18 protein-coding genes are annotated in these 18,274 nt (G+C 65.6%); 10 read left to right on the top strand and 8 right to left on the bottom strand.

From position 1 onward, the window contains the following. Nucleotides 1–7: 7 nt before the first annotated feature. Nucleotides 8–787, bottom strand: a complete 780-nt coding sequence (locus B3349_RS13730) for a sulfite exporter TauE/SafE family protein (protein ID WP_291589455.1) — start codon at nt 785–787, stop codon at nt 8–10. Between the two features lie 234 nt (nt 788–1,021). On the opposite strand from B3349_RS13730, the gene B3349_RS13725 reads away from it, so the two are divergent. After that, a complete protein-coding gene (locus tag B3349_RS13725; RefSeq protein ID WP_291589453.1) occupies nt 1,022–2,005 on the top strand; it encodes a Bug family tripartite tricarboxylate transporter substrate binding protein in 984 nt (327 codons plus the stop codon). 100 nt (nt 2,006–2,105) lie between these two features. Here the strand turns inward: B3349_RS13725 and ybeY are convergent, their stop codons facing one another. Beyond that, nucleotides 2,106–2,564 (bottom strand): rRNA maturation RNase YbeY, encoded by a 459-nt coding sequence (gene ybeY, locus B3349_RS13720; RefSeq protein WP_272970968.1) that lies wholly within the window; start codon nt 2,562–2,564, stop codon nt 2,106–2,108. Between the two features lie 125 nt (nt 2,565–2,689). Next, complete coding sequence (locus B3349_RS13715) at nt 2,690–3,634, bottom strand: PhoH family protein (protein ID WP_291589450.1); 945 nt, start codon at nt 3,632–3,634, stop codon at nt 2,690–2,692. A 74-nt stretch (nt 3,635–3,708) separates the two neighbouring features. Here B3349_RS13715 and ruvA point away from each other — a divergent pair, with 74 nt between their 5' ends. Further along, on the top strand, nt 3,709–4,290 hold the full coding sequence (gene ruvA, locus B3349_RS13710; protein ID WP_291589449.1) for a Holliday junction branch migration protein RuvA: 582 nt from the start codon (nt 3,709–3,711) through the stop codon (nt 4,288–4,290). Nucleotides 4,291–4,351: 61 nt separating this feature from the next. Here ruvA and B3349_RS13705 read toward each other — a convergent pair whose 3' ends face one another. Further along, entirely contained in the window at nt 4,352–4,900 is a 549-nt protein-coding gene (locus B3349_RS13705) for a peroxiredoxin (RefSeq protein WP_291589447.1), read from the bottom strand. A gap of 158 nt (nt 4,901–5,058) precedes the next feature. On the opposite strand from B3349_RS13705, the gene ruvB reads away from it, so the two are divergent. Further along, nucleotides 5,059–6,126 carry a Holliday junction branch migration DNA helicase RuvB gene (ruvB, locus tag B3349_RS13700; protein ID WP_291589445.1) on the top strand — a complete coding sequence of 356 codons (1,068 nt, stop codon included), beginning with the start codon at nt 5,059–5,061 and terminating at the stop codon, nt 6,124–6,126. A 72-nt stretch (nt 6,127–6,198) separates the two neighbouring features. On the opposite strand, the gene B3349_RS13695 is transcribed toward ruvB, so the two are convergent. Both B3349_RS13695 and B3349_RS13690 read right to left on the bottom strand, forming a co-directional pair. Further along, nucleotides 6,199–6,888, bottom strand: coding sequence for a lysoplasmalogenase (locus B3349_RS13695; protein WP_291589443.1), 690 nt, complete (start codon nt 6,886–6,888; stop codon nt 6,199–6,201). A 170-nt stretch (nt 6,889–7,058) separates the two neighbouring features. Then, nucleotides 7,059–8,408, bottom strand: coding sequence for an MFS transporter (locus tag B3349_RS13690; RefSeq protein ID WP_291589441.1), 1,350 nt, complete (start codon nt 8,406–8,408; stop codon nt 7,059–7,061). 456 nt (nt 8,409–8,864) lie between these two features. Here B3349_RS13690 and cyoA point away from each other — a divergent pair, with 456 nt between their 5' ends. The 7 genes from cyoA (at nt 8,865) to B3349_RS13655 (ending at nt 15,893) form a co-directional block, all read left to right on the top strand. Continuing rightward, nucleotides 8,865–9,911, top strand: a complete 1,047-nt coding sequence (gene cyoA / locus B3349_RS13685; RefSeq protein WP_066541099.1) for a ubiquinol oxidase subunit II — start codon at nt 8,865–8,867, stop codon at nt 9,909–9,911. A gap of 61 nt (nt 9,912–9,972) precedes the next feature. After that, nucleotides 9,973–11,976, top strand: a complete 2,004-nt coding sequence (gene cyoB / locus B3349_RS13680; protein WP_291589438.1) for a cytochrome o ubiquinol oxidase subunit I — start codon at nt 9,973–9,975, stop codon at nt 11,974–11,976. Continuing rightward, nucleotides 11,969–12,601: a cytochrome o ubiquinol oxidase subunit III gene (gene cyoC, locus B3349_RS13675; RefSeq protein ID WP_280012466.1), complete on the top strand. Its 633-nt coding sequence runs from the start codon at nt 11,969–11,971 to the stop codon at nt 12,599–12,601. Before cyoB ends, cyoC begins: the two co-directional genes overlap by 8 nt. After that, a complete protein-coding gene (gene cyoD, locus B3349_RS13670) occupies nt 12,602–13,093 on the top strand; it encodes a cytochrome o ubiquinol oxidase subunit IV (protein WP_291589436.1) in 492 nt (163 codons plus the stop codon). Further along, the gene (locus B3349_RS13665; protein ID WP_291589434.1) at nt 13,093–13,881 is read left to right on the top strand and encodes an SURF1 family protein; all 789 of its coding nucleotides are present in this window, start codon (nt 13,093–13,095) and stop codon (nt 13,879–13,881) included. The genes cyoD and B3349_RS13665 overlap by 1 nt, the downstream gene beginning before the upstream one ends. A 178-nt stretch (nt 13,882–14,059) precedes the next feature. Further along, nucleotides 14,060–15,388 carry an ATP-binding protein gene (locus tag B3349_RS13660; RefSeq protein WP_291589432.1) on the top strand — a complete coding sequence of 443 codons (1,329 nt, stop codon included), beginning with the start codon at nt 14,060–14,062 and terminating at the stop codon, nt 15,386–15,388. Further along, on the top strand, nt 15,357–15,893 hold the full coding sequence (locus B3349_RS13655; RefSeq protein WP_218334183.1) for a response regulator transcription factor: 537 nt from the start codon (nt 15,357–15,359) through the stop codon (nt 15,891–15,893). Before B3349_RS13660 ends, B3349_RS13655 begins: the two co-directional genes overlap by 32 nt. A gap of 256 nt (nt 15,894–16,149) precedes the next feature. Here the strand turns inward: B3349_RS13655 and cyoE are convergent, their stop codons facing one another. Next, complete coding sequence (gene cyoE / locus B3349_RS13650; protein ID WP_066541085.1) at nt 16,150–17,055, bottom strand: heme o synthase; 906 nt, start codon at nt 17,053–17,055, stop codon at nt 16,150–16,152. Continuing rightward, nucleotides 17,052–18,218 carry a COX15/CtaA family protein gene (locus B3349_RS13645; protein WP_291589429.1) on the bottom strand — a complete coding sequence of 389 codons (1,167 nt, stop codon included), beginning with the start codon at nt 18,216–18,218 and terminating at the stop codon, nt 17,052–17,054. Before B3349_RS13645 ends, cyoE begins: the two co-directional genes overlap by 4 nt. Nucleotides 18,219–18,274 lie beyond the last annotated feature (56 nt).

Raw genomic sequence — 18,274 nt, 5'->3', positions numbered from 1 at the left:
GGCCGGGTCAGCCTTTGGCGAAGAACAGGCCGGCCATCACCAGGCCGGTGGCCACAATGCCCCAGCGCAGCATGGGTGCAGGGATACGGCGCGCCACGCGGGCGCCGCCATAGCCGCCGGCGGTGGCCGCCACCATCATCAGCAGGGCCTGCGGCCATTCCACAATGCCGCCGACGGCGTAGATGGCAACGGCAATGGCGGTCAGCAGGGCGGAGACCACGTTCTTCATGCCGTTCATGGCGTTCAGCTGGGTCTGGCCCAGCAGGCCGAACAGGGCCAGCAGCAAGATGCCCAGGCCGCCGTTGAAGTACCCGCCGTAGATGGCCACGGCCAGCATGCCCAGGGCGGCTTTGCCAGCGGACGGGGCGGCGTGCCCAGCATTTTTGCCGGCGGCCCAGGCGCGCAGCCGCGGCCCGAAAGCGAACAGTGCGGTGGCCGCCAGCAGCAGCCAGGGCACCACCTTGCGGAAGGTGGCATCGGGCGTGAACAGCAGCAGCGCGGCCCCGGCCGACCCGCCGACCAGCGACAGTGCCACCACCTGCTGCATGGACAGACCGGGTGGCGGTGCCATGTCGTCCTTGAAGCCCCAGGCCCCGGCGGCGTAGCCGGGCAACAGGGCCACGGTGCCGGTGGCATTGGCCACCACGGGCGGCACGCCGGTGAAGACCAGGGCAGGCAAGGTCAGAAAGCTGCCGCCGCCAGCCACGGCGTTCAGCGCACCGGCCACAAATGCGGCGGCCAGCAAAAGTGCGATATGGCTCGCAGGGCCCAGGCCCAGAGCTTCCATGCAGTTGTCTCCCTGTGGGTGTTGTTGTGTGGTTGCGGGTCCGGGGTGGTCTGCAGCCACGGCCCCGTGAGGCGATATTAGGCGGTGGTGCGGCGCGGTTTGGCCCGGCTGCGGCAAAGCAGTTTTGCGCAAACCACTCCAAAGCTGATTTGGAAATAAAGAAGTTGTTAAATATTCTTTTGCGGAATAAGAAAGACTTCGCAGAATGCGGCTCCTGCCTTCCAAGGAGTTTCCGTGAACCTGCACCGCCATCTTTTCCACACTGCCTGGGCTGCTCTGGCCTTGGTGGCCGTGCCGCTGACTGCCCTGGCGCAGGGTCCGGACTACCCTGCCCGTGCCGTGAAGCTGCTGGTGGCGAATGGGCCAGGCAGTGCCCCGGACATCCTGGCGCGCCAGGTGGGGCAGCAACTGACCAAAGGCTGGGGTCAGCCGGTGCTGGTGGAGAACAAGGGCTCGGCCGGCGGTGTCTCGGCGGTCGATGCCGTGGTCAAGTCCGCGCCGGACGGCCACACCTTGCTGGTGGGCGGAGACGGTGCCATCACCATCATGCCCCACCTGCAGCAGCACCTGCCGTATGACGTCAAGCAGGATCTGGTGCCCGTCATCAAGCTGGGCCAGGTCGATTTTGTGCTGGTGGCCCACCCGCGCCATGGTTTCAAGACGGTCCAGGACCTGGTGAAGGCTGCGAAAGCCAGACCGGGCGGATTGAACTACGCCTCGGCCGGTACGGGCAGCGCCCTGCACCTGTCGATGGAGCTGCTCAAGCAGCGTGCGGGATTTTTTGCGACCCACATTCCCTACCGGGGCGGTCCGCAGGGCTTGCAGGATGTGCTGGCCGGGCAGGTGGATGCCATGTTCATCGCCGTGGCGCCGGCGCTGGCGCACATCCAGAGCGGCAAGCTGGTGGCGCTGGCGGTGTCGGGTGCGCAACGCAATCCGCTGCTGCCCCAGGTGCCCACCGTGGGCGAGACCTATGCGGGCTACCAGTCGGCCACCTGGTTCGGCCTGTTCGCCCCCAAGGGCACGCCCCAGCCGGTGCTGCAGCAACTGGCGCGCGATGCCGGCCAGACCCTGGCCGACCCCCAGCTGCGCAGCCAGTTGGCCCAGCAAGGCATCCAGACCACCGGCGAGACGCAGCAGGCATTTGCCCGGCAGGTGCAGGGCGACTATGTGCGCTACGCACAGCTGGTGCAGGCGATCGGCTTGAAGCTGGAGTGAGCGGCTGCGCCGCGCCCGTGGTCAGGAGACGCCTCCGGCGCCACGGGGGCCAAGGTCGGCCCGGAGAGCCGCCGGTCGTGTTGCGTGCGCAGCGGTGTGCTTATTTGGCGTACGGGTCGGCGTAGCCCAGCTCGGCCATGATGTCGGTCTCGTAGGCCTCCATCTCGTCGGCATCGGCCTCGCTGGTTTCGTGGTCCCAGCCCTGGGCGTGCAGCGTGCCGTGCACCAGCAGGTGGGCGTAATGCTCTTCCAGGGTCTTGTTCTGTTCCTGCGCTTCGCGTTCCACCACCGGGCCGCAGATCACCAGGTCGGCCATCACCGTGGGTTCCTGTTGGTAGTCGAAGGTCAGCACATTGGTGGCGTAGTCCTTGTGGCGGTACTCGCGGTTGAGCTGCTGGCCTTCTTCGGTGCCGACGATGCGCACGGTCATTTCGGCGTCCACGGCCAGTGCGTGGCGGATCCATTTCGCGACCAGGCTGCGGGTCAGCAGGGCGCGGTGGGCGGCCAGGTTGTCGAACTTGCCAAACTGCAAGGAGAGTTCTAGTTGGTTTAAAGCCATATCAGTTATCCAGTGTGCGTGCACAGCCGAGCCTGGCGCTGCCCATGCGGCAGACGCCCGGCAGGGCCGCACCGCTGCCGAGGCCGCCGCTCCTTGGAGGAGAAGACGCGAAGCGGCTCAGGACCTCAGCGTGCGCGGCCGGTCCCGTTGGCGTCGTAGGCATCCACAATGCGCGCGACCAGCGGGTGGCGCACCACGTCGGCGCTGGTGAAGCGGTTGATGGAGATGCCCTTGACCCGCTTGAGCACGCGTTCGGCGTCGATCAGGCCGCTCATCGCCCCCTTGGGCAGGTCGATCTGGCTCACGTCGCCCGTCACCACGGCCTTGGCGCCAAAGCCGATGCGGGTGAGGAACATCTTCATCTGCTCGGGCGTGGTGTTCTGCGCCTCGTCCAGGATCACAAAGGCGTTGTTCAGCGTGCGCCCGCGCATGAAGGCCAGCGGCGCGATCTCCAGCGCATTGCGCTCGAAGGCCTTCTGTACCTTGTCATAGCCCATCAGGTCGTACAGCGCGTCGTACAGCGGGCGCAGATAGGGGTCGACCTTCTGTGTCAGGTCACCGGGCAGAAAGCCCAGGCGTTCGCCGGCTTCCACGGCCGGGCGGGTCAGCACAATGCGCTGCACGGCGCTGCGCTCCAGCGCGTCCACGGCGCAGGCCACGGCCAGGTAGGTCTTTCCGGTGCCGGCCGGGCCAATGCCGAAGGTGATGTCGTGCTTGCCGATGTTTTCCAGGTACATGGCCTGGTTGGGCGTGCGTGCGCGCAGGTCGGCGCGGCGGGTGGTCAGCTGCACGGCCGTGGCGTCGGGCTCCAGCATCTCGGCGTCGCCGGCCAGCATCAGCTGCAGCGTGTCCTCGGAGATGGGGGCATCGGCCATTTCATACAGGGACTGCAGCAGCTCCATGGCCTGCTGGGCCTTGGCCTTGGGTCCGTCCACCTTGAACTGCTCATGGCGGTGGGCGATCTTGACCTGGTGGCCCACTTCGATGGTGCGCAGGTGGGCGTCGGCCGGGCCGCACAGATTGGCCAGGCGCAGGTTGTTATGGGGTGTGAAGGTGTGGCGCAGTATCACGCGGATAATTCCATCCAAAGTGCCGCTACCACAGCGGCGAAAGTAGCGGTAAAAGCAGCGGCTTAAGGAAACCAATGATAGGCAAACTGACGGGCAACCTGATCGAGAAGAACCCTCCCGAAGTCCTGCTGGACGTGCATGGCGTGGGTTACGAGGTGCAGGTGCCCATGAGCACGTTCTACAACCTGCCCGGGCTGGGCGAGAAAGTCAGCCTGCTCACGCACTTTATCGTGCGCGAGGATGCGCAGCTGCTGTATGGGTTTGCCACCCCGCAGGAGCGTCAGACTTTCCGCGAGCTGATCAAGGTCAGCGGCGTGGGGCCGCGCACCGCGCTGTCGGTGCTTTCGGGCATGGGCGCCGACGATCTGGCCCAGGCCGTGACGCTGCAGGAAGCCGGGCGGCTGGTCAAGGTGCCCGGTATTGGCAAGAAGACGGCAGAGCGCCTGCTGCTGGAGCTCAAGGGCAAGCTGGGCGATGCGATCGGTGGCAGCGGCACGGCGGCCCAGGTCAAGAGCGATGCCCAGGGAGACATCCTGCAGGCCCTGGTTGCGCTGGGCTATTCCGACAAGGAGGCCACCGCCAGCCTCAAGGCGCTGCCGGCCGATGTCGGGGTCTCCGAAGGCATCAAGCTGGCGCTCAAGGGCTTGACCAAGTAGGCGGAGGGCCTTCCTGGAACGCCATGCCGTGGCATGGCTGCCGATGGGCGGGAGGCCGGATTTACTTGCGGGCCGCGGCCTGCAGTTTTTCGACTGCCGCCCGGGTCTGTGCCACATGGGCCTCGGGGTCCGAGCCGATGTGCACGAACTTCACCTTGCCGTCCTGGCCGATCACGTAGGAGATGCGGTCGGCGCGTGCCGGGTTGGCGGCGGCTGCGGCGTCGTAAGCCCGGATGGTCTGGGCCTGGGGATCGGACGCCACGGCAAACTGGTCGCGGCAGGCTTCGGTGGAAAAGCGCTGCAGCGTGGCGATGTCGTCGTGCGACATGCCCACCACGGTGGCGCCCAGCGCGGCGAACCGGGGCGTGGCCTCGGCAAAGGCATGGGCCTCCATCGTGCAGCCCTGGGTAAAGGCCTTGGGGAAGAAGTACAGCACCACCGGGCCTTTCTTCAGCGTGGCGGCCAGGTCGAAGGTGAAAGGCTTGCCTGCCACGGCTGCGGGGGTGGTGAACGCCGGCGCGGCGTCGCCCACCTGGAGGGCTGCCTGGGCCTGGGTGGCACACAGCAAGGCCAGTGCGGCCGCCGTTTTCAGCACGCGGGGGAAGGTCATGGCAGTTCCTGAAAAAGGGTGCAAAGGGGTTGCCAGCATGCCACGGCCGGCCACACTGGCATAGCGCAGACCGCGCGCCCCGCAGGGCCGCAGGGCGATGCAGCCGCCAATCCCGCCACGGCGGCGCAGGGCGTTACAGACACGGCACAATCCCTGCCATGACCATAGTTGTTGAAGATCTGGGCCCGGCATCGGAGCCCGCGCCGCGCATGGTGTCGGCGGGACCTGTTTCCAAGAGCGAGGAACAGCTGGAGCGCGCCCTGCGCCCCAAGATGCTCGAGGAGTACGTGGGCCAGCAAAAGGCGCGCGAGCAGCTGGAAATCTTCATCGGCGCGGCGCGCAAGCGCGGCGAGGCACTGGACCACGTGCTGTTGTTCGGTCCGCCCGGCCTGGGCAAGACCACGCTGTCCCACATCATTGCCGCGGAGCTGGGGGTGAACCTGCGCCAGACCAGCGGTCCTGTGCTGGAAAAGCCCAAGGACCTGGCGGCCCTGCTGACCAACCTCGAAGCCAACGATGTGCTGTTCATCGACGAAATCCACCGGCTCAGCCCCGTGGTGGAAGAAATTCTCTACCCTGCGCTGGAGGACTACCAGATCGACATCATGATCGGTGAAGGTCCGGCGGCGCGCAGCATCAAGCTGGACCTGCAGCCTTTCACGCTGGTGGGCGCGACCACGCGGGCCGGCATGCTGACCAACCCGCTGCGGGACCGCTTCGGCATCGTGGCGCGGCTGGAGTTCTATACGCCGGAGGAGCTGGCGCGCATTGTCACCCGCAGCGCCGGTCTGCTGGGCGCGCCCATTGATGTGCCGGGGGCGCAGGAGATTGCCAACCGTTCGCGCGGCACGCCGCGTATCGCCAACCGCCTGCTGCGCCGCGTGCGCGACTATGCCGAGGTCAAGGGCGACGGCAGCATCACCCAGGATATGGCGCGCAAGGCGCTGTCCATGCTGGATGTGGACCCGCGCGGCTTTGACGTGATGGACCGCAAGCTGCTGGAAGCGGTGGTGCACCGCTTTGACGGTGGCCCGGTGGGGGTGGACAACATTGCCGCCAGCATCGGCGAGGATGCGGGCACCATCGAAGACGTGATCGAGCCCTATCTGATCCAGCAAGGCTATCTGCAGCGCACGCCGCGCGGGCGCATTGCCACCAAGGCGGCCTACGCCCATCTGGGCTTGGTGCAGCCGCCGTCGGTGGCGGGCGGTCTGTTCGGCGACTGAGTCCTGGCGGGCGCTGGCGGGCGCTGGTGGGCGCCGCCCCTGGCGCCCTTGGCGGCGGTGTCGGCCGGTGCCTCAGGCCTGCTGGCTGGTTTGGAGCATGCCGTGCACGATCAGCCACTGGGCGGCGTAGTAGGTGCCCAGCACGCCCAGCCCCGCCCAGGCCAGCGGCTGCACGAAGCGGTCGAAGGCCAGCAGCGTGTCGCTGAGCATGAACAGCAGCGCCCCATAGGCCACACAGCGCGCCGCGCGGCTGGCACGCACCTGGGCACGGCCCAAGGCCTGCGCGGCCATCAGCGCAATCACCAGCACATAGGTCGCCACGGGCAGGCGCAGCTCCACCGGCAGATGGCCCCACAGAACGCTGTAGACCCCGGCGCCCAGCAGCAGGCAGGCCAGCAGCGGGGTGCGCCGCGGCAGCCAGGGGGCATCCAGCGCAAACAGCCGGATGTAGCAGACATGGGCGCACAGGAACGCCACCAGACCGGGGATGAACAGCCCGTCCAGCATCAGACAGACGTCTCCCGCCAGGCTGCAGGCCAGTGCCGCCAGCAGCCAGTGGCGTGCCCGCACTCGCCGGGCGCTGCGCGGGGCAAAACGCGGGGCGCACACCGCCAGCAGCGCCGCCACCATGACCAGCGGCTTGAACACCCGGTGCAGCTCCAACCAGCCGGCCTGGGCCGTCAGCATGGCGGCAGCCCCCAAGGCCAGCAGCGCCCATTGCCAGACATGGATGCGGCCTTGGGGCATGAAGAAGGTGCGCATGGTGGACAAAGCAAGTGGCAATGGCCGCAGTGTGCCGTGCCGGGGCGGGGGCGGCACGGGGTGCTTTCCCCGTGGTGCGCCGCCGCAACGTTTGCCGGTGGCCGGTGCTCGATGTGAGCAGGCATGAAAAAGGCTGCCGAAGCAGCCTGTGTGGCGCGGCGCAGCCGTCTTCAGTTGTCGCTGCCCCGCGCTTCGATGGCGCGGTTGATGCCCAGGGCCGCCAGCGTGCAGATGGCGCCGGACAGCAGGTACAGGCCTACCGCCACCGGGCCGAAGCGCGAGGACAGGCCCAGCGCCACCAGCGGGGCAAAGGCCGCGCCCAACAGCCAGGCCAGATCGGACGAGTAGGCTGCGCCCACATAGCGCAGGCGGCGGGAGAAATTGGCCGTCACGGTGCCGGAGGACTGGCCGTAAGACAGGCCCAGCAGCACAAAGCCCACCAGGATGAAGGTGTTCTGCCCGGCGCTGCCACCATCCAGCAGGAAAGGGGCGGCGAAGCTGAACAGGCCGATCAGCACCGCCATGGTGCCCAGGGTATTGCGGCGGCCAAAGCGGTCGGCCAGCTTGCCCGACACCAGAATCCCCAGGCCGGCCAGCACGCCGCCCAGCACCTGGGTCCAGAGAATGCTGGTGACGCTGTCTTCGCCAAACATGGTCATCCACGACAGCGGGAACACGGTGACCAGGTGGAACAGGGCAAAGCTGGCCAGGGCTGCCAGGGCGCCGATCAGCACGTTGCGGCCTTCACCGCTGCGCGTCAACTCGAAGGTGGGTACGGGTTCCAGTTCCAGCTTTTCCAGCAGGCGGGTATAGGACTGGCCCACCACCAGCCGCAGGCGTGCGAACAGGGCGACCACATTGATCGCGAAGGCCACGCAGAAAGGGTAGCGCCAGCCCCATTCCACAAATTCCTCGTGGCTCAGCGCCTTGTAGAGGTAGGCAAACAGCGCGGCTGCCACCACAAAGCCCAGCGGAGCGCCCAACTGGCCGATCATGGAATACCAGCCGCGTTTTTCGGGCGGGGCGCTCAGGGCCAGCAGCGAAGGCAGGCCATCCCAGGAGCCTCCCAGGGCCAGGCCCTGCAGGATGCGGAACAGCACCAGCAAGGCGATGGCGTAGCGGCCCAGGTCGACATAACCGGGCAGCAGGGCCATACCCACCGTGGCGGTCCCCAGCAGGAACAGCGAGATGGTCAGCTTGGTGGCGCGGCCCCAGCGCTGCTGGATGACCATGGAGATGGCGGTGCCGATGGGGCGGGCGATGAAGGCCAGCGAGAACACCGCAAACGACGCCAGCATGCCGTTGAGCAGGGTGTAGTGGGGGAAGAACACGTGCGGGAACACCAGCACGCAGGCAATGCCGAAGACGAAGAAGTCGAAATACTCGGACGACCGGCCGATGATGACGCCAGCAGCGATTTCGCCGGGAGAAGCCTCTTCGTGCGTGTCGGCGTCGGACAGGTCTTCCGAGCCATGGAAACCGCCAGCAGGTGCGATGTTCGGATAAGCGAGGCCACTCATGAAACACACTCCTATGAGGTTGGTGTGCCTCCCTTCTACGCCCTTGGGCTGGGGCTCGCAATCGGATAAACGGCTTTTTAGGGGAAGTTCCCGATCTTGACGGCCATCAAGTGGCGACCGGCGGTCGCTGGAGGGTGGTCAAGACCCATCTGACAACAGGGTTAGTGGCCAAAGTGCGCTGCCCGTGCGGGGAGTAGGGAGAGTCCTGGGGTTAGTGTGTAAGCGTTAACCCGTGCCGCCGAAGCACCGGAAAATTCCATAGAAACAAAGAGTTAAGGACTTTTTGCGACGGAGGGCATAAAACGCCTAACTGATGTGCTCCGGCCTTGCAATGACCCAGCGCAGGGGTGCGGTGGACAAAATGTCCAATCGCAAAAAACCTTGATCGAAGTAAATTCGCAACGTCTTGTAATCCGCGCCGACATCCGTCTGTGCGTGTCTTTTTGCGTCTATAGCATGTTTCAATCCAAGGAAATCCGTGGGCCCGCGTGGCTCGCGGCGGCCGCCTTGATAGCCAGTCTGACTGGTTGCAGCAAGGCCGTCGTACTCAATCCCGCAGGTGACATCGCAGCCCAGCAGGGCCAGCTGGTGGTGACTGCCACCCTGCTGATGTTGATCATCATCGTGCCGGTGATCCTGTTGACGCTGTTGTTCGCCTGGAAGTATCGCCAGTCGAACACCGAAGCCGAATACGATCCCGAATGGCACCATTCCACGGCCCTGGAGCTGGTGATCTGGAGCGTTCCCCTCATCATCATCATCGCCCTGGGCGCGCTGACCTGGATCAGCACCCACAAGCTCGACCCCTACCGTCCACTGGACCGTGTGTCTGAAACTAAGGCCTTGGCGCCCGAAATCAAGCCCCTGGAAGTGGAAGTGGTGGCCATGGACTGGAAGTGGCTGTTCTTCCTGCCCGAGCAAGGCATCGCCACGGTGAACGAGCTGGCTGCGCCGGTGGATCGCCCGATCCGCTTCAAGCTGACCGCCACCTCCACCATGAATGCGTTCTATGTGCCTGACCTGGCCGGCATGATCTATGCCATGCCCGGCATGGAAACCCAGCTGAACGCCGTGATCAACAAGGAAGGCGTGTTCCACGGCCTGGCATCGCACTACAGCGGCGCCGGTTTTGCCGGCATGACCTTCAAGTTCCACGGTCTGAGCAACGAAGGCTTCGACGCCTGGGTGGCCAAGGCCAAGGCCGAAGGCCAGCCCCTGACGCGTGACGCCTACCTCGACCTGGCCAAGCCCAGCGAGCGCGATCCCGTGAAGCGCTTCTCCAGCGTGGAAGACGGCCTCTACAGCAAGGTGCTGAACCGTTGCGTGGAAGACGGAAAGATGTGCATGCACCACATGATGGCCATCGACGCTGCCGGCGGCGAAGCCTACATGAAGGCCGCAGGTCTGAACCTGCCCCAGGACGTGTGCACGGTCCAGAACGCTGACCGCGTGGTGGCCCTCCTGGACCAACGCGATCAACCGGGTGCTGTGGCACAGCAGTAAGCATTGACGGCGGTCTGGCCTGCGCCTGCGAGCGGGGCCGCCACTTAGCAAGAGACTCGATATGTCTGGAAATACAACCTTGCCCAACGATCCGCTCATCGGGCGGATCAGCTGGGACGCCGTACCGATGGCGCATGAGCCCATCGTGTTATGGACTTTCATCGCCGTGGTCCTGGGCGGCCTGGTGATGATGGCGGCACTGACCAAGTTCCGCCTCTGGGGCCCTCTGTGGCGCGACTGGATCTGCTCGATCGACCACAAGAAGATCGGCATCATGTACATGATCCTGGGTCTGGTCATGTTCCTGCGCGGCTTTGCCGACGCGGCCATGATGCGTCTGCAGCAGGCCATGGCCTTCGGTGACAACCTGGGCTACCTGCCTCCGCACCACTACGACCAGATCTTCACCGCCCACGGCGTGATCATGATCTTCTTCGTGGCCATGCCTTTTGTGACCGGCCTGATGAACTATCTGGTGCCGCTGCAAATCGGTGCGCGTGACGTGTCCTTCCCGTTCCTGAACAACTTCAGCTTCTGGATGACCACCGCCGGCGCCGTGCTGGTGATGATCTCCCTGTTCCTGGGCGAGTTCTCCACCTCGGGCTGGCTGGCACTGTCCAATCTGGGCAACCAGAGCGGAAGCACCGGGCTGGATTACTACATCTGGGCACTGCAGATTGCGGGGGTGGGTACGACGCTGTCGGGTATCAACCTGATCGTCACCATCATCAAGATGCGCGCCCCCGGCATGAACCTGATGAAGATGCCCGTCTTCGTCTGGACCTCGCTGTGCACCAACGCCCTGATCGTGGCGTCCTTCCCCATGCTGACCGCCGCTCTGGTGCTGATGTCGCTGGACCGTTACCTGGGTACCCATTTCTTCTCGAACGACTTCGGTGGCAACGCCATGTTGTACGTGAATCTGATCTGGATCTGGGGTCACCCTGAGGTGTACATCCTGGTGCTGCCGGCTTTCGGCGTGTTCTCGGAAATCGTGGCCACCTTCAGCAAGAAGCGTCTGTTCGGCTACACCTCCATGGTGTATGCGACGGTGTGTATCACCATCCTGTCCTACCTGGTGTGGCTGCACCACTTCTTCACCATGGGTTCGGGCGCCAGCGTGAACACGTTCTTCGGCATCACGACGATGATCATCTCGATCCCGACGGGCGCCAAGATCTTCAACTGGCTGTTCACCATGTACAAGGGCCGCATCAAGTTCGATCTGCCCATGATGTGGACCGTGGCCTTCATGTGCACCTTCGCCATCGGTGGTATGACCGGCGTGCTGCTGGCAGTGCCTCCGGCCGACTTCGTGCTGCACAACTCGCTGTTCCTGATCGCTCACTTCCACAATGTGATCATCGGCGGCGTGGTGTTTGCCGTGTTCGCCGCCATCAACTACTGGTATCCCAAGGCCTTCGGCTACAAGCTGGACGTGTTCTGGGGCAAGTGCTCGTTCTGGCTGTGGCTGGTGGGCTTCTGGGTCGCCTTCACGCCCCTGTACATCCTGGGCCTGATGGGTGTGACTCGCCGCGCCAACCACTTTGAAGATCCTTCGCTGCAGATCTGGTTCGTCATCGCTGCGCTGGGCGCTGCCATGATTGCCGCCGGTATCGGCTGCTTCCTGATCCAGATCGTCGTCAGCTTCTTCAAGCGCGACCAGCTGCGTGACGAGTCCGGTGACCCATGGGGTGGCCGTACGCTGGAATGGGCCACTTCCTCGCCCCCTCCCCAGTACAACTTTGCCTTCACCCCCGTGGTGCATGACATCGATGCCTGGTGGGACATGAAGAAGCACAGCTACCAACGTCCGCTGACGGGCTTCCAGCCCATCCACATGCCCGCCAACACCGGCGCCGGCGTGGTGATCTCGGGCCTGTCGCTGGTATTGGGCTTTGCGCTGATCTGGCACATCTGGTGGCTGGCAGGCGTGTCGTTCGCAGCCGTGATCGTGGCTTCGATCATCCATACCTTCAACTACAAGCGTGACTTCTACATCCCTGCCGCCGAAGTGGTCGCCACGGAAGAAGCCCGCACTCTGCAGCTCGCTCGCCATGTCTGATATCCGTCATAACGCAGGCGCCGCAGGCGCCCTGGCTCCGCGGGAATACCACCTCGCGCACGAGCCCCATCCAGAGAACGGCACCTCGCTGGGCTTCTGGCTCTACCTGATGAGCGACTGTCTCATCTTCGCCGCCCTGTTCGCCACCTTCGGCGTGCTGGGCCGCAACTATGCAGCCGGCCCCACGGGCAAGGAACTGTTCGACCTGTCGCTGGTGGCCATCAACACGGCCTTCCTGCTGCTGTCGTCCATCACCTTCGGCTTTGCCATGCTGCAAAAGCAGAAGAAGAACGTCAGCGGCACGCTGACCTGGCTGGCCATCACCGGCGTGCTGGGTCTGTGCTTCCTGGGCGTGGAACTCTATGAGTTCCACCACCTGATCCACCAAGGTGCCACGCCCCAGCGCAGCGCCTTCCTGTCGTCGTTCTTCACGCTGGTGGGCACCCACGGTCTGCACGTGACCTTCGGCCTGATCTGGCTGGTCACGCTGATGGTGCAAATCAGCAAGCACGGCCTGATCGAAGCCAATGTGCGTCGCATCAACTGCCTGTCGATGTTCTGGCACTTCTTGGACGTGGTCTGGATCGGTGTGTTCACCTTTGTGTATCTGATGGGGGTGCTGTAAATGAGCGCACACGACCTTCACGCCGGTCATGGCGACCATCATGACCACGATGATCTGCACGTCACCATGGGTGACTACGTCAAGGGCTTCATCCTGGCGGTGATCCTGACGGTGATTCCGTTCTATCTGGTGATGAGCGGCGCCATCGAAGATCGCGCCACCGGTCTGGTGGTGCTGGGTGCCTTTGCCATCGTTCAGGTGGTGGTGCACATGGTGTACTTCCTGCACATGAACGGCAAGATCCAGGGTGGCTGGACCATGCTGTCCACCGTATTCACCGCGGTCTTCCTGGCCATCGCCGTGGCCGGTACCCTGTGGGTGATGTACCAGATGAACTCCCACATGATGCCGACGCATGAAAGCGCGCCGGCGGTCAGCCAGCCCGCTGCAGCGGAAACGGCTGCTCCTGCCGTGCAAGCGCCTGCCGCAAGCGAAGCGGCTGCACCGGCACCTGCCGAGCAGCCTGCCCATGGTGCCCATGGCAGCAACTGATGACGGTTGAAACTTCGGGGGCGCGCAAGCGCACCCGTTCCACCTTCACGAAGGCGGTGCTCGCGTTAGCGGGCATCGCCCTTTTTATTTCCTTCCTCAGTCTGGGGACCTGGCAGGTGCAGCGGCGCGCATGGAAGCTCGATCTCATCGAGCGCATCGACCAGCGCGTGCATGCCCAGCCGGTGGCCGTGCCGGCGCCGGCCGACTGGCCCCGGATCAGCAAGGAAAGCCACGAATACCTGCCGGTGTCCGCACAAGGTCAGTGGCTGGAAGGGCGCAGCGTGCTGACCCAGGCTGTGAGCGAGCTGGGCGCCGGCTTCTGGCTGCTGACGCCGCTGCAGCAGGCCGATGGCTCCCAGATCCTGGTGAACCGCGGTTTTGTGCCGACCGCAGAGCGCAAGGCGTTTGCCGACCGCATTGCCGTCGCCGCACCGGACGCCAGCGCCGAGACAGTGGCGGTGACCGGACTGCTGCGCCTGAGCGAGCCCAAGGGCGGCTTCATGCGCGAGAACGCTGCGGCCGAAGACCGCTGGCATTCGCGCGATGTGGCGGCCATTGCCGCCGCCAAGGACCTGGCGCAGGCCGCGCCGTTCTTCATCGACCAGGGCCTGCCCGGCCAGCCCGTGGCCGAGAACCAGTGGCCCCGCCCCGGCATGACGGTGATCCAGTTCAGCAACACCCACGCGGTGTACGCGCTGACCTGGTACGGCCTGGCACTGATGGTGCTGCTGGCCGCCTGGCTGGTGGTGCGCCATGAGCGCCGTGCGCGCGAGGAAGCCGCGGTGTAAAAAAGTGGGCTGCCTGTGGCCTTGTGCGGCCCTGCCGGGAGGGCTTCCCATCGGCGGCGCTTGTGACAAGGCTCCAGGCAGCTCTTCTTTTTGAAGTGCTGGCGCAATAGCCGTATGCGCAGCGCCCCCTCCCGGCACAGGGACAACGGGCCACGGCGCTCCTGGGCACAATCTCCTGGTGCTGTTTGCTGCCGAACCTTCCTCCTCCCGCGTTGAACGCAACACGGAACGCAAAAACCTGCGCCTGCTGATCCAGCTGCGCTGGCTGGCCGTGGTGGGGCAGGTCATCACCATCTCGCTGGTGCATTCGGGCATGGGCATTGCCCTGCCGCTGCTGCCCATGATGGCCGTGGTTTCGGCCCTGGCATTGACCAACCTGGGCTATATGCTGTGGCTGCAGTGGCGCCCGGCCACCGTTACCCCCCGGGTGCTGTTCGGGGCCTTGCTGGCTGATGTGGTGGCCCTGGCGCTGCAGCTGTACCTGAGCGGGGGGGTGAACAACCCCTTCGTCTATCTGTTCCTGCTGCAGGTCATTCTGGGCACGGTGCTGCTGCGCCCGCAGTACGCCTGGGCCATGGTGGGCATCACGGCGGTCTGTGTGGTGGCGCTGGCGTTCTGCTACCAGCCGCTGCCGGTGGTGCTGGGGGGCGGTTTGCCCAATCTGTACACCCTGGGTCTGCTGATCTGTTTTGCACTGACCACCATCCTGATGGTGGTGTTCATCACCCAGGTGGTGTCCAACCTGCGCCAGCGCGACAGCCGCCTGGCCGACATGCGCCAGCGCGCCAGCGAGGAAGAGCACATCGTGCGCATGGGCCTGCTGGCCACCGGCGCAGCCCATGAGCTGGGGACGCCGCTGGCCACGATGTCGGTGATCCTGGGAGACTGGCAGCACATGCGCCAGGTGCGCGAGGACGCCGACATGATGGCCGATCTGGCCGAGATGCAGGAACAGTTGCTGCGCTGCAAGGCCATCGTCAATGGCGTCCTGCTGTCGGCGGGCGAGACGCGGGCGGCCGGGCTGGAATCGACCACGCTGCTGCAGTTCCTGGAGCAGTTGGTGGGGCGCTGGCGCCAGCACCACGAGCCCGAGAAATTCTTCTTCACCCACCAGCTCGAACGCGATGTGCCCATCCTCTCGGATACCGCGCTGGAGCAGGTGATTTGCAATGTGCTGGACAATGCTTTCGAGGCATCGCCGCAGGAGGTGCACCTGCACCTGGAACGCAGCGACGACCAGCTGGAACTGGTGGTGCGCGACCTGGGCCCCGGCTTCACCGAGGCCATTCTGGCCAACCTGGGCAAGCCCTACCAGTCCACCAAGCAAGGCCGTCCGGGCCGGGGCGTGGGGCTGTTCCTGGTGGTGAACGTGGTGCGCTCCCTGGGCGGCAGCGTGCAGGCCGGCAACCGCATGCACGGCGGCGCCGAGGTGCGCATCCGCCTGCCGCTGGCATCCATCACTCTGGAGAACGACCATGGACACCCCACGCCAATTGCTGCTGGTTGAAGACGATGCTGCCTTCGCCCGTACGCTGGCGCGCTCGTTCGAGCGGCGTGGCTACCAGGTGATCCAGGCCTCCAGCGCGGAAGAGGTGGCCGAGCTGCTGCAGGTGCACCGCCCGCAGTATGCGGTGATGGACCTGAAGCTGGCGGGCAATGCCTCGGGCCTGAGCTGCGTGCAGATGCTGCACCAGCACAACCCCGAGGCGCTGATCGTGGTGCTGACGGGCTTTGCCAGCATTGCCACCGCCGTCGAGGCCGTGAAGCTGGGTGCCTGCCACTACCTGGCCAAGCCGTCCAACACCGACGACATCGAAGCCGCGTTCGGCCGCCTGGAAGGCGATGCCGAGGTGGAGCTGACGGCGCGTGCCACCAGCATCAAGACACTGGAGTGGGAGCATATCCACGAGACCCTGGCCGAGGTGGACTTCAACATCTCCGAAGCCGCACGCCGGCTGGGCATGCACCGTCGCACCCTGGCACGCAAGCTGGAAAAACGCAGGGTGAGCTGAGACCGCGGGCCTGCGCTGCGCAGTGCACAGGTCGTCGCCGGGGCGATGCCGGTCTGCCCCGGTGGATCGGCCTGCGCCGGGAGGCGTTGGCGATCTGCCGCACAGCGTCCTGCCTGCGCGTTGACCACCCCGGTACCTAGACTGAAGCTGGCGACCCACAAAAAAGCCCGCTGCGGATGCAGCGGGCTGGGGTGTCTGTCGGTCGGCGGCTTTCGCGCTGTGCGCATGCGCCCGCCGCCATCCTTTATCCGGTGTGTCAGTACACCGTGCCCACCAGATAGTGGTCGATCAGCAGGGCGGCAAACACGCCGCTGAGGTGGATCAGCGAGAAGCGGAAGGTCTTGCGTGCCAGCGCGTCGGAATAGTTCATCCACAGGCGCAGCGCATACCAGCTGAAGCCCAGGCACAGCACGCTGGCCACGGCCAGGTAGAGCCAACCGCTCATGCCGAAGATCACCGGCAGCAGGCAGCCGGCAAACAGCACCAGCGTGTACAGCAGGATCTGCAGCTGGGTGTAGCGCGGGCCATGGGTCACGGGCAGCATGGGCAGGCCGGACTTTTTGTAGTCTTCCACGCGGTACAGCGCCAGGGCCCAGAAGTGGGGCGGGGTCCACAGGAAGATGATCAGGAACAGGATCAGCGCCTCGGGGCCCACATCGCCGGTCATGGCGGCCCAGCCCAGCACCGGGGGCATGGCACCGGAGGCGCCACCGATCACGATGTTCTGGGGGGTGGCGGGCTTGAGCACCACGGTGTAGATCACCGCGTAGCCAATGAAGGTGGCCAATGTCAGCCACATGGTCAGCGTGTTGGTGAAGGCCAGCAGGATGGCTGCCCCCACGGTGCACAGCAGGGCCGAGAAGGCCAGCGCCTGCTGCGGCGAGAGCTCACCCTTGGCCGTGGGGCGCCAGCTGGTGCGCTTCATCCGCGCATCGATATGGCGTTCCACCAGGCAGTTGAAGGCGGCGGCCGCGCCGGCCACGAGCCAGATGCCGATGCAGGCCACGGCCATGTGCACCCACTGGGCGGCGGTGGGCAGGCCGGGGACGGCCAGCACCATGCCGATGAAGGCGCAGAACACGATCAGCTGCACCACGCGGGGCTTGGTCAGGGCGTAGAACTGGGTCCACCGCGACGGGGAGGTAAGGACTTCGGCATTCATGCGCGAGCTCTCCGGGCGCCTTGGGGCGCATGCAAAACAGAAACAGAAGGGGCGGTGCGGGTGGCGGCCAGCGACCAGGTCAGCACCAGCACCAGGGCAGCGGCGCCGCCGGTGTGCAGCACGGCGGCTACCAGGGGCCAGTCCAGCACCACGTTCGAAAGGCCGGTGGCCACCTGCAGGGCCAGCAGGCCGAGCAGCCATTTGCGCTGCACGGCCAGCGCCGGCTGCTGGCGCAGCTTCCAGGCGAAGGTCAGCAGGGCCACCACCACGGCGTAGGCCAGCAGGCGGTGGACGTAGTGGATGGCGGTCAGCGCCTCGAAGTGGATGGGATTGCCATTGGCCTGCAGGCCCAGCGGGCGCCACAGCTCGAACGCCTGGCTGAAGTCCATGGCCGGCCACCAGCTGCCCTGGCACTGCGGGAAGGTGGTGCAAGCCAGCACGGCGTAGTTGGTGCTTACCCAGCCACCCAGGGCCGCCTGCAGAAACACCAGGGCCAGGCAGGCCATGGCACCGTGGCGCAGGGCGGCCGGCAGCGGGGCGGCTGGGGTGGCATTGCCGAACTGCTGGTGGGCCACGGCCTGCACGCACAGCAGCATCAGCAAGACCGTGCCGCCCAGCAGGTGCAGGGTGACGATGGCGGGAAAAAGCTTCATGGTCACCGTCAGCGCGCCGAATGCGCCCTGCAGGCAGACCCAGAACAGCGTGAACGAGGCCCAGGCCGGGTGCATGGCCCCGCGCAGCGGGCTGCGCAGGTGCTGGCGCCAAGCCAGCACGGTGAGGGCAATGATCAGCACACCCACGCCGGTGGCCAGGTAGCGGTGGATCATTTCCACCCAGGCCTTGCCATGGGTGACCGGGCCGGTGGGCATGGCGGTCTGGGCGGCGGTGATTTCCGCGTGTGCGCCCAGCGGGCTGGCATTGCCGTAGCAGCCGGGCCAGTCGGGGCAGCCCAGGCCGGAGTCGGTCAGCCGGGTGAAGGCGCCGAACAGCACCAGATCGAACGTGAGGAACAGCGTAAGCACCGCCAGCGCCTGCCAGCGGCGCTGGGCACCGGCGTGCCGGTTGCGGCGCCAGACCCACAGCAGCGGCACCAGGGCGATGAGGGCGCCGAGCAGCATCAACTCCAGCACGGGTGCCAGATCGTAGAGTGCCTGCTCGGTCATCAATGCTCCTTGCCTGATAGCTACAACCGCAGGTGGTTCAGACCTGCAGCACGAAA

Origin of the sequence: Comamonas sp. UBA7528 (genome assembly GCF_002479375.1) — a bacterium.
Taxonomy (GTDB): Bacteria; Pseudomonadota; Gammaproteobacteria; order Burkholderiales; family Burkholderiaceae_C; genus Comamonas.
The sequence above is the reverse complement of the archived record's forward strand: the minus strand, read 5'-3'. Positions and strand labels throughout refer to the sequence as shown.

Bases quoted from the DNA above. Each gene is read 5' to 3' on its own strand.
- cyoE (WP_066541085.1), bottom strand. From the start codon at position 17,055: ATGAATGCCGAAGTCCTTACCTCCCCGTCGCGGTGGACCCAGTTCTAC.
- cyoC (WP_280012466.1), top strand. From the start codon at position 11,969: ATGTCTGATATCCGTCATAACGCAGGCGCCGCAGGCGCCCTGGCTCCG.
- B3349_RS13655 (WP_218334183.1), top strand. From the start codon at position 15,357: ATGGACACCCCACGCCAATTGCTGCTGGTTGAAGACGATGCTGCCTTC.
- cyoD (WP_291589436.1), top strand. From the start codon at position 12,602: ATGAGCGCACACGACCTTCACGCCGGTCATGGCGACCATCATGACCAC.
- cyoB (WP_291589438.1), top strand. From the start codon at position 9,973: ATGTCTGGAAATACAACCTTGCCCAACGATCCGCTCATCGGGCGGATC.
- B3349_RS13695 (WP_291589443.1), bottom strand. From the start codon at position 6,888: ATGCGCACCTTCTTCATGCCCCAAGGCCGCATCCATGTCTGGCAATGG.
- B3349_RS13665 (WP_291589434.1), top strand. From the start codon at position 13,093: ATGACGGTTGAAACTTCGGGGGCGCGCAAGCGCACCCGTTCCACCTTC.
- B3349_RS13730 (WP_291589455.1), bottom strand. From the start codon at position 787: ATGGAAGCTCTGGGCCTGGGCCCTGCGAGCCATATCGCACTTTTGCTG.
- B3349_RS13690 (WP_291589441.1), bottom strand. From the start codon at position 8,408: ATGAGTGGCCTCGCTTATCCGAACATCGCACCTGCTGGCGGTTTCCAT.
- cyoA (WP_066541099.1), top strand. From the start codon at position 8,865: ATGTTTCAATCCAAGGAAATCCGTGGGCCCGCGTGGCTCGCGGCGGCC.
- ybeY (WP_272970968.1), bottom strand. From the start codon at position 2,564: ATGGCTTTAAACCAACTAGAACTCTCCTTGCAGTTTGGCAAGTTCGAC.
- B3349_RS13705 (WP_291589447.1), bottom strand. From the start codon at position 4,900: ATGACCTTCCCCCGCGTGCTGAAAACGGCGGCCGCACTGGCCTTGCTG.
- B3349_RS13645 (WP_291589429.1), bottom strand. From the start codon at position 18,218: ATGACCGAGCAGGCACTCTACGATCTGGCACCCGTGCTGGAGTTGATG.
- ruvA (WP_291589449.1), top strand. From the start codon at position 3,709: ATGATAGGCAAACTGACGGGCAACCTGATCGAGAAGAACCCTCCCGAA.
- ruvB (WP_291589445.1), top strand. From the start codon at position 5,059: ATGACCATAGTTGTTGAAGATCTGGGCCCGGCATCGGAGCCCGCGCCG.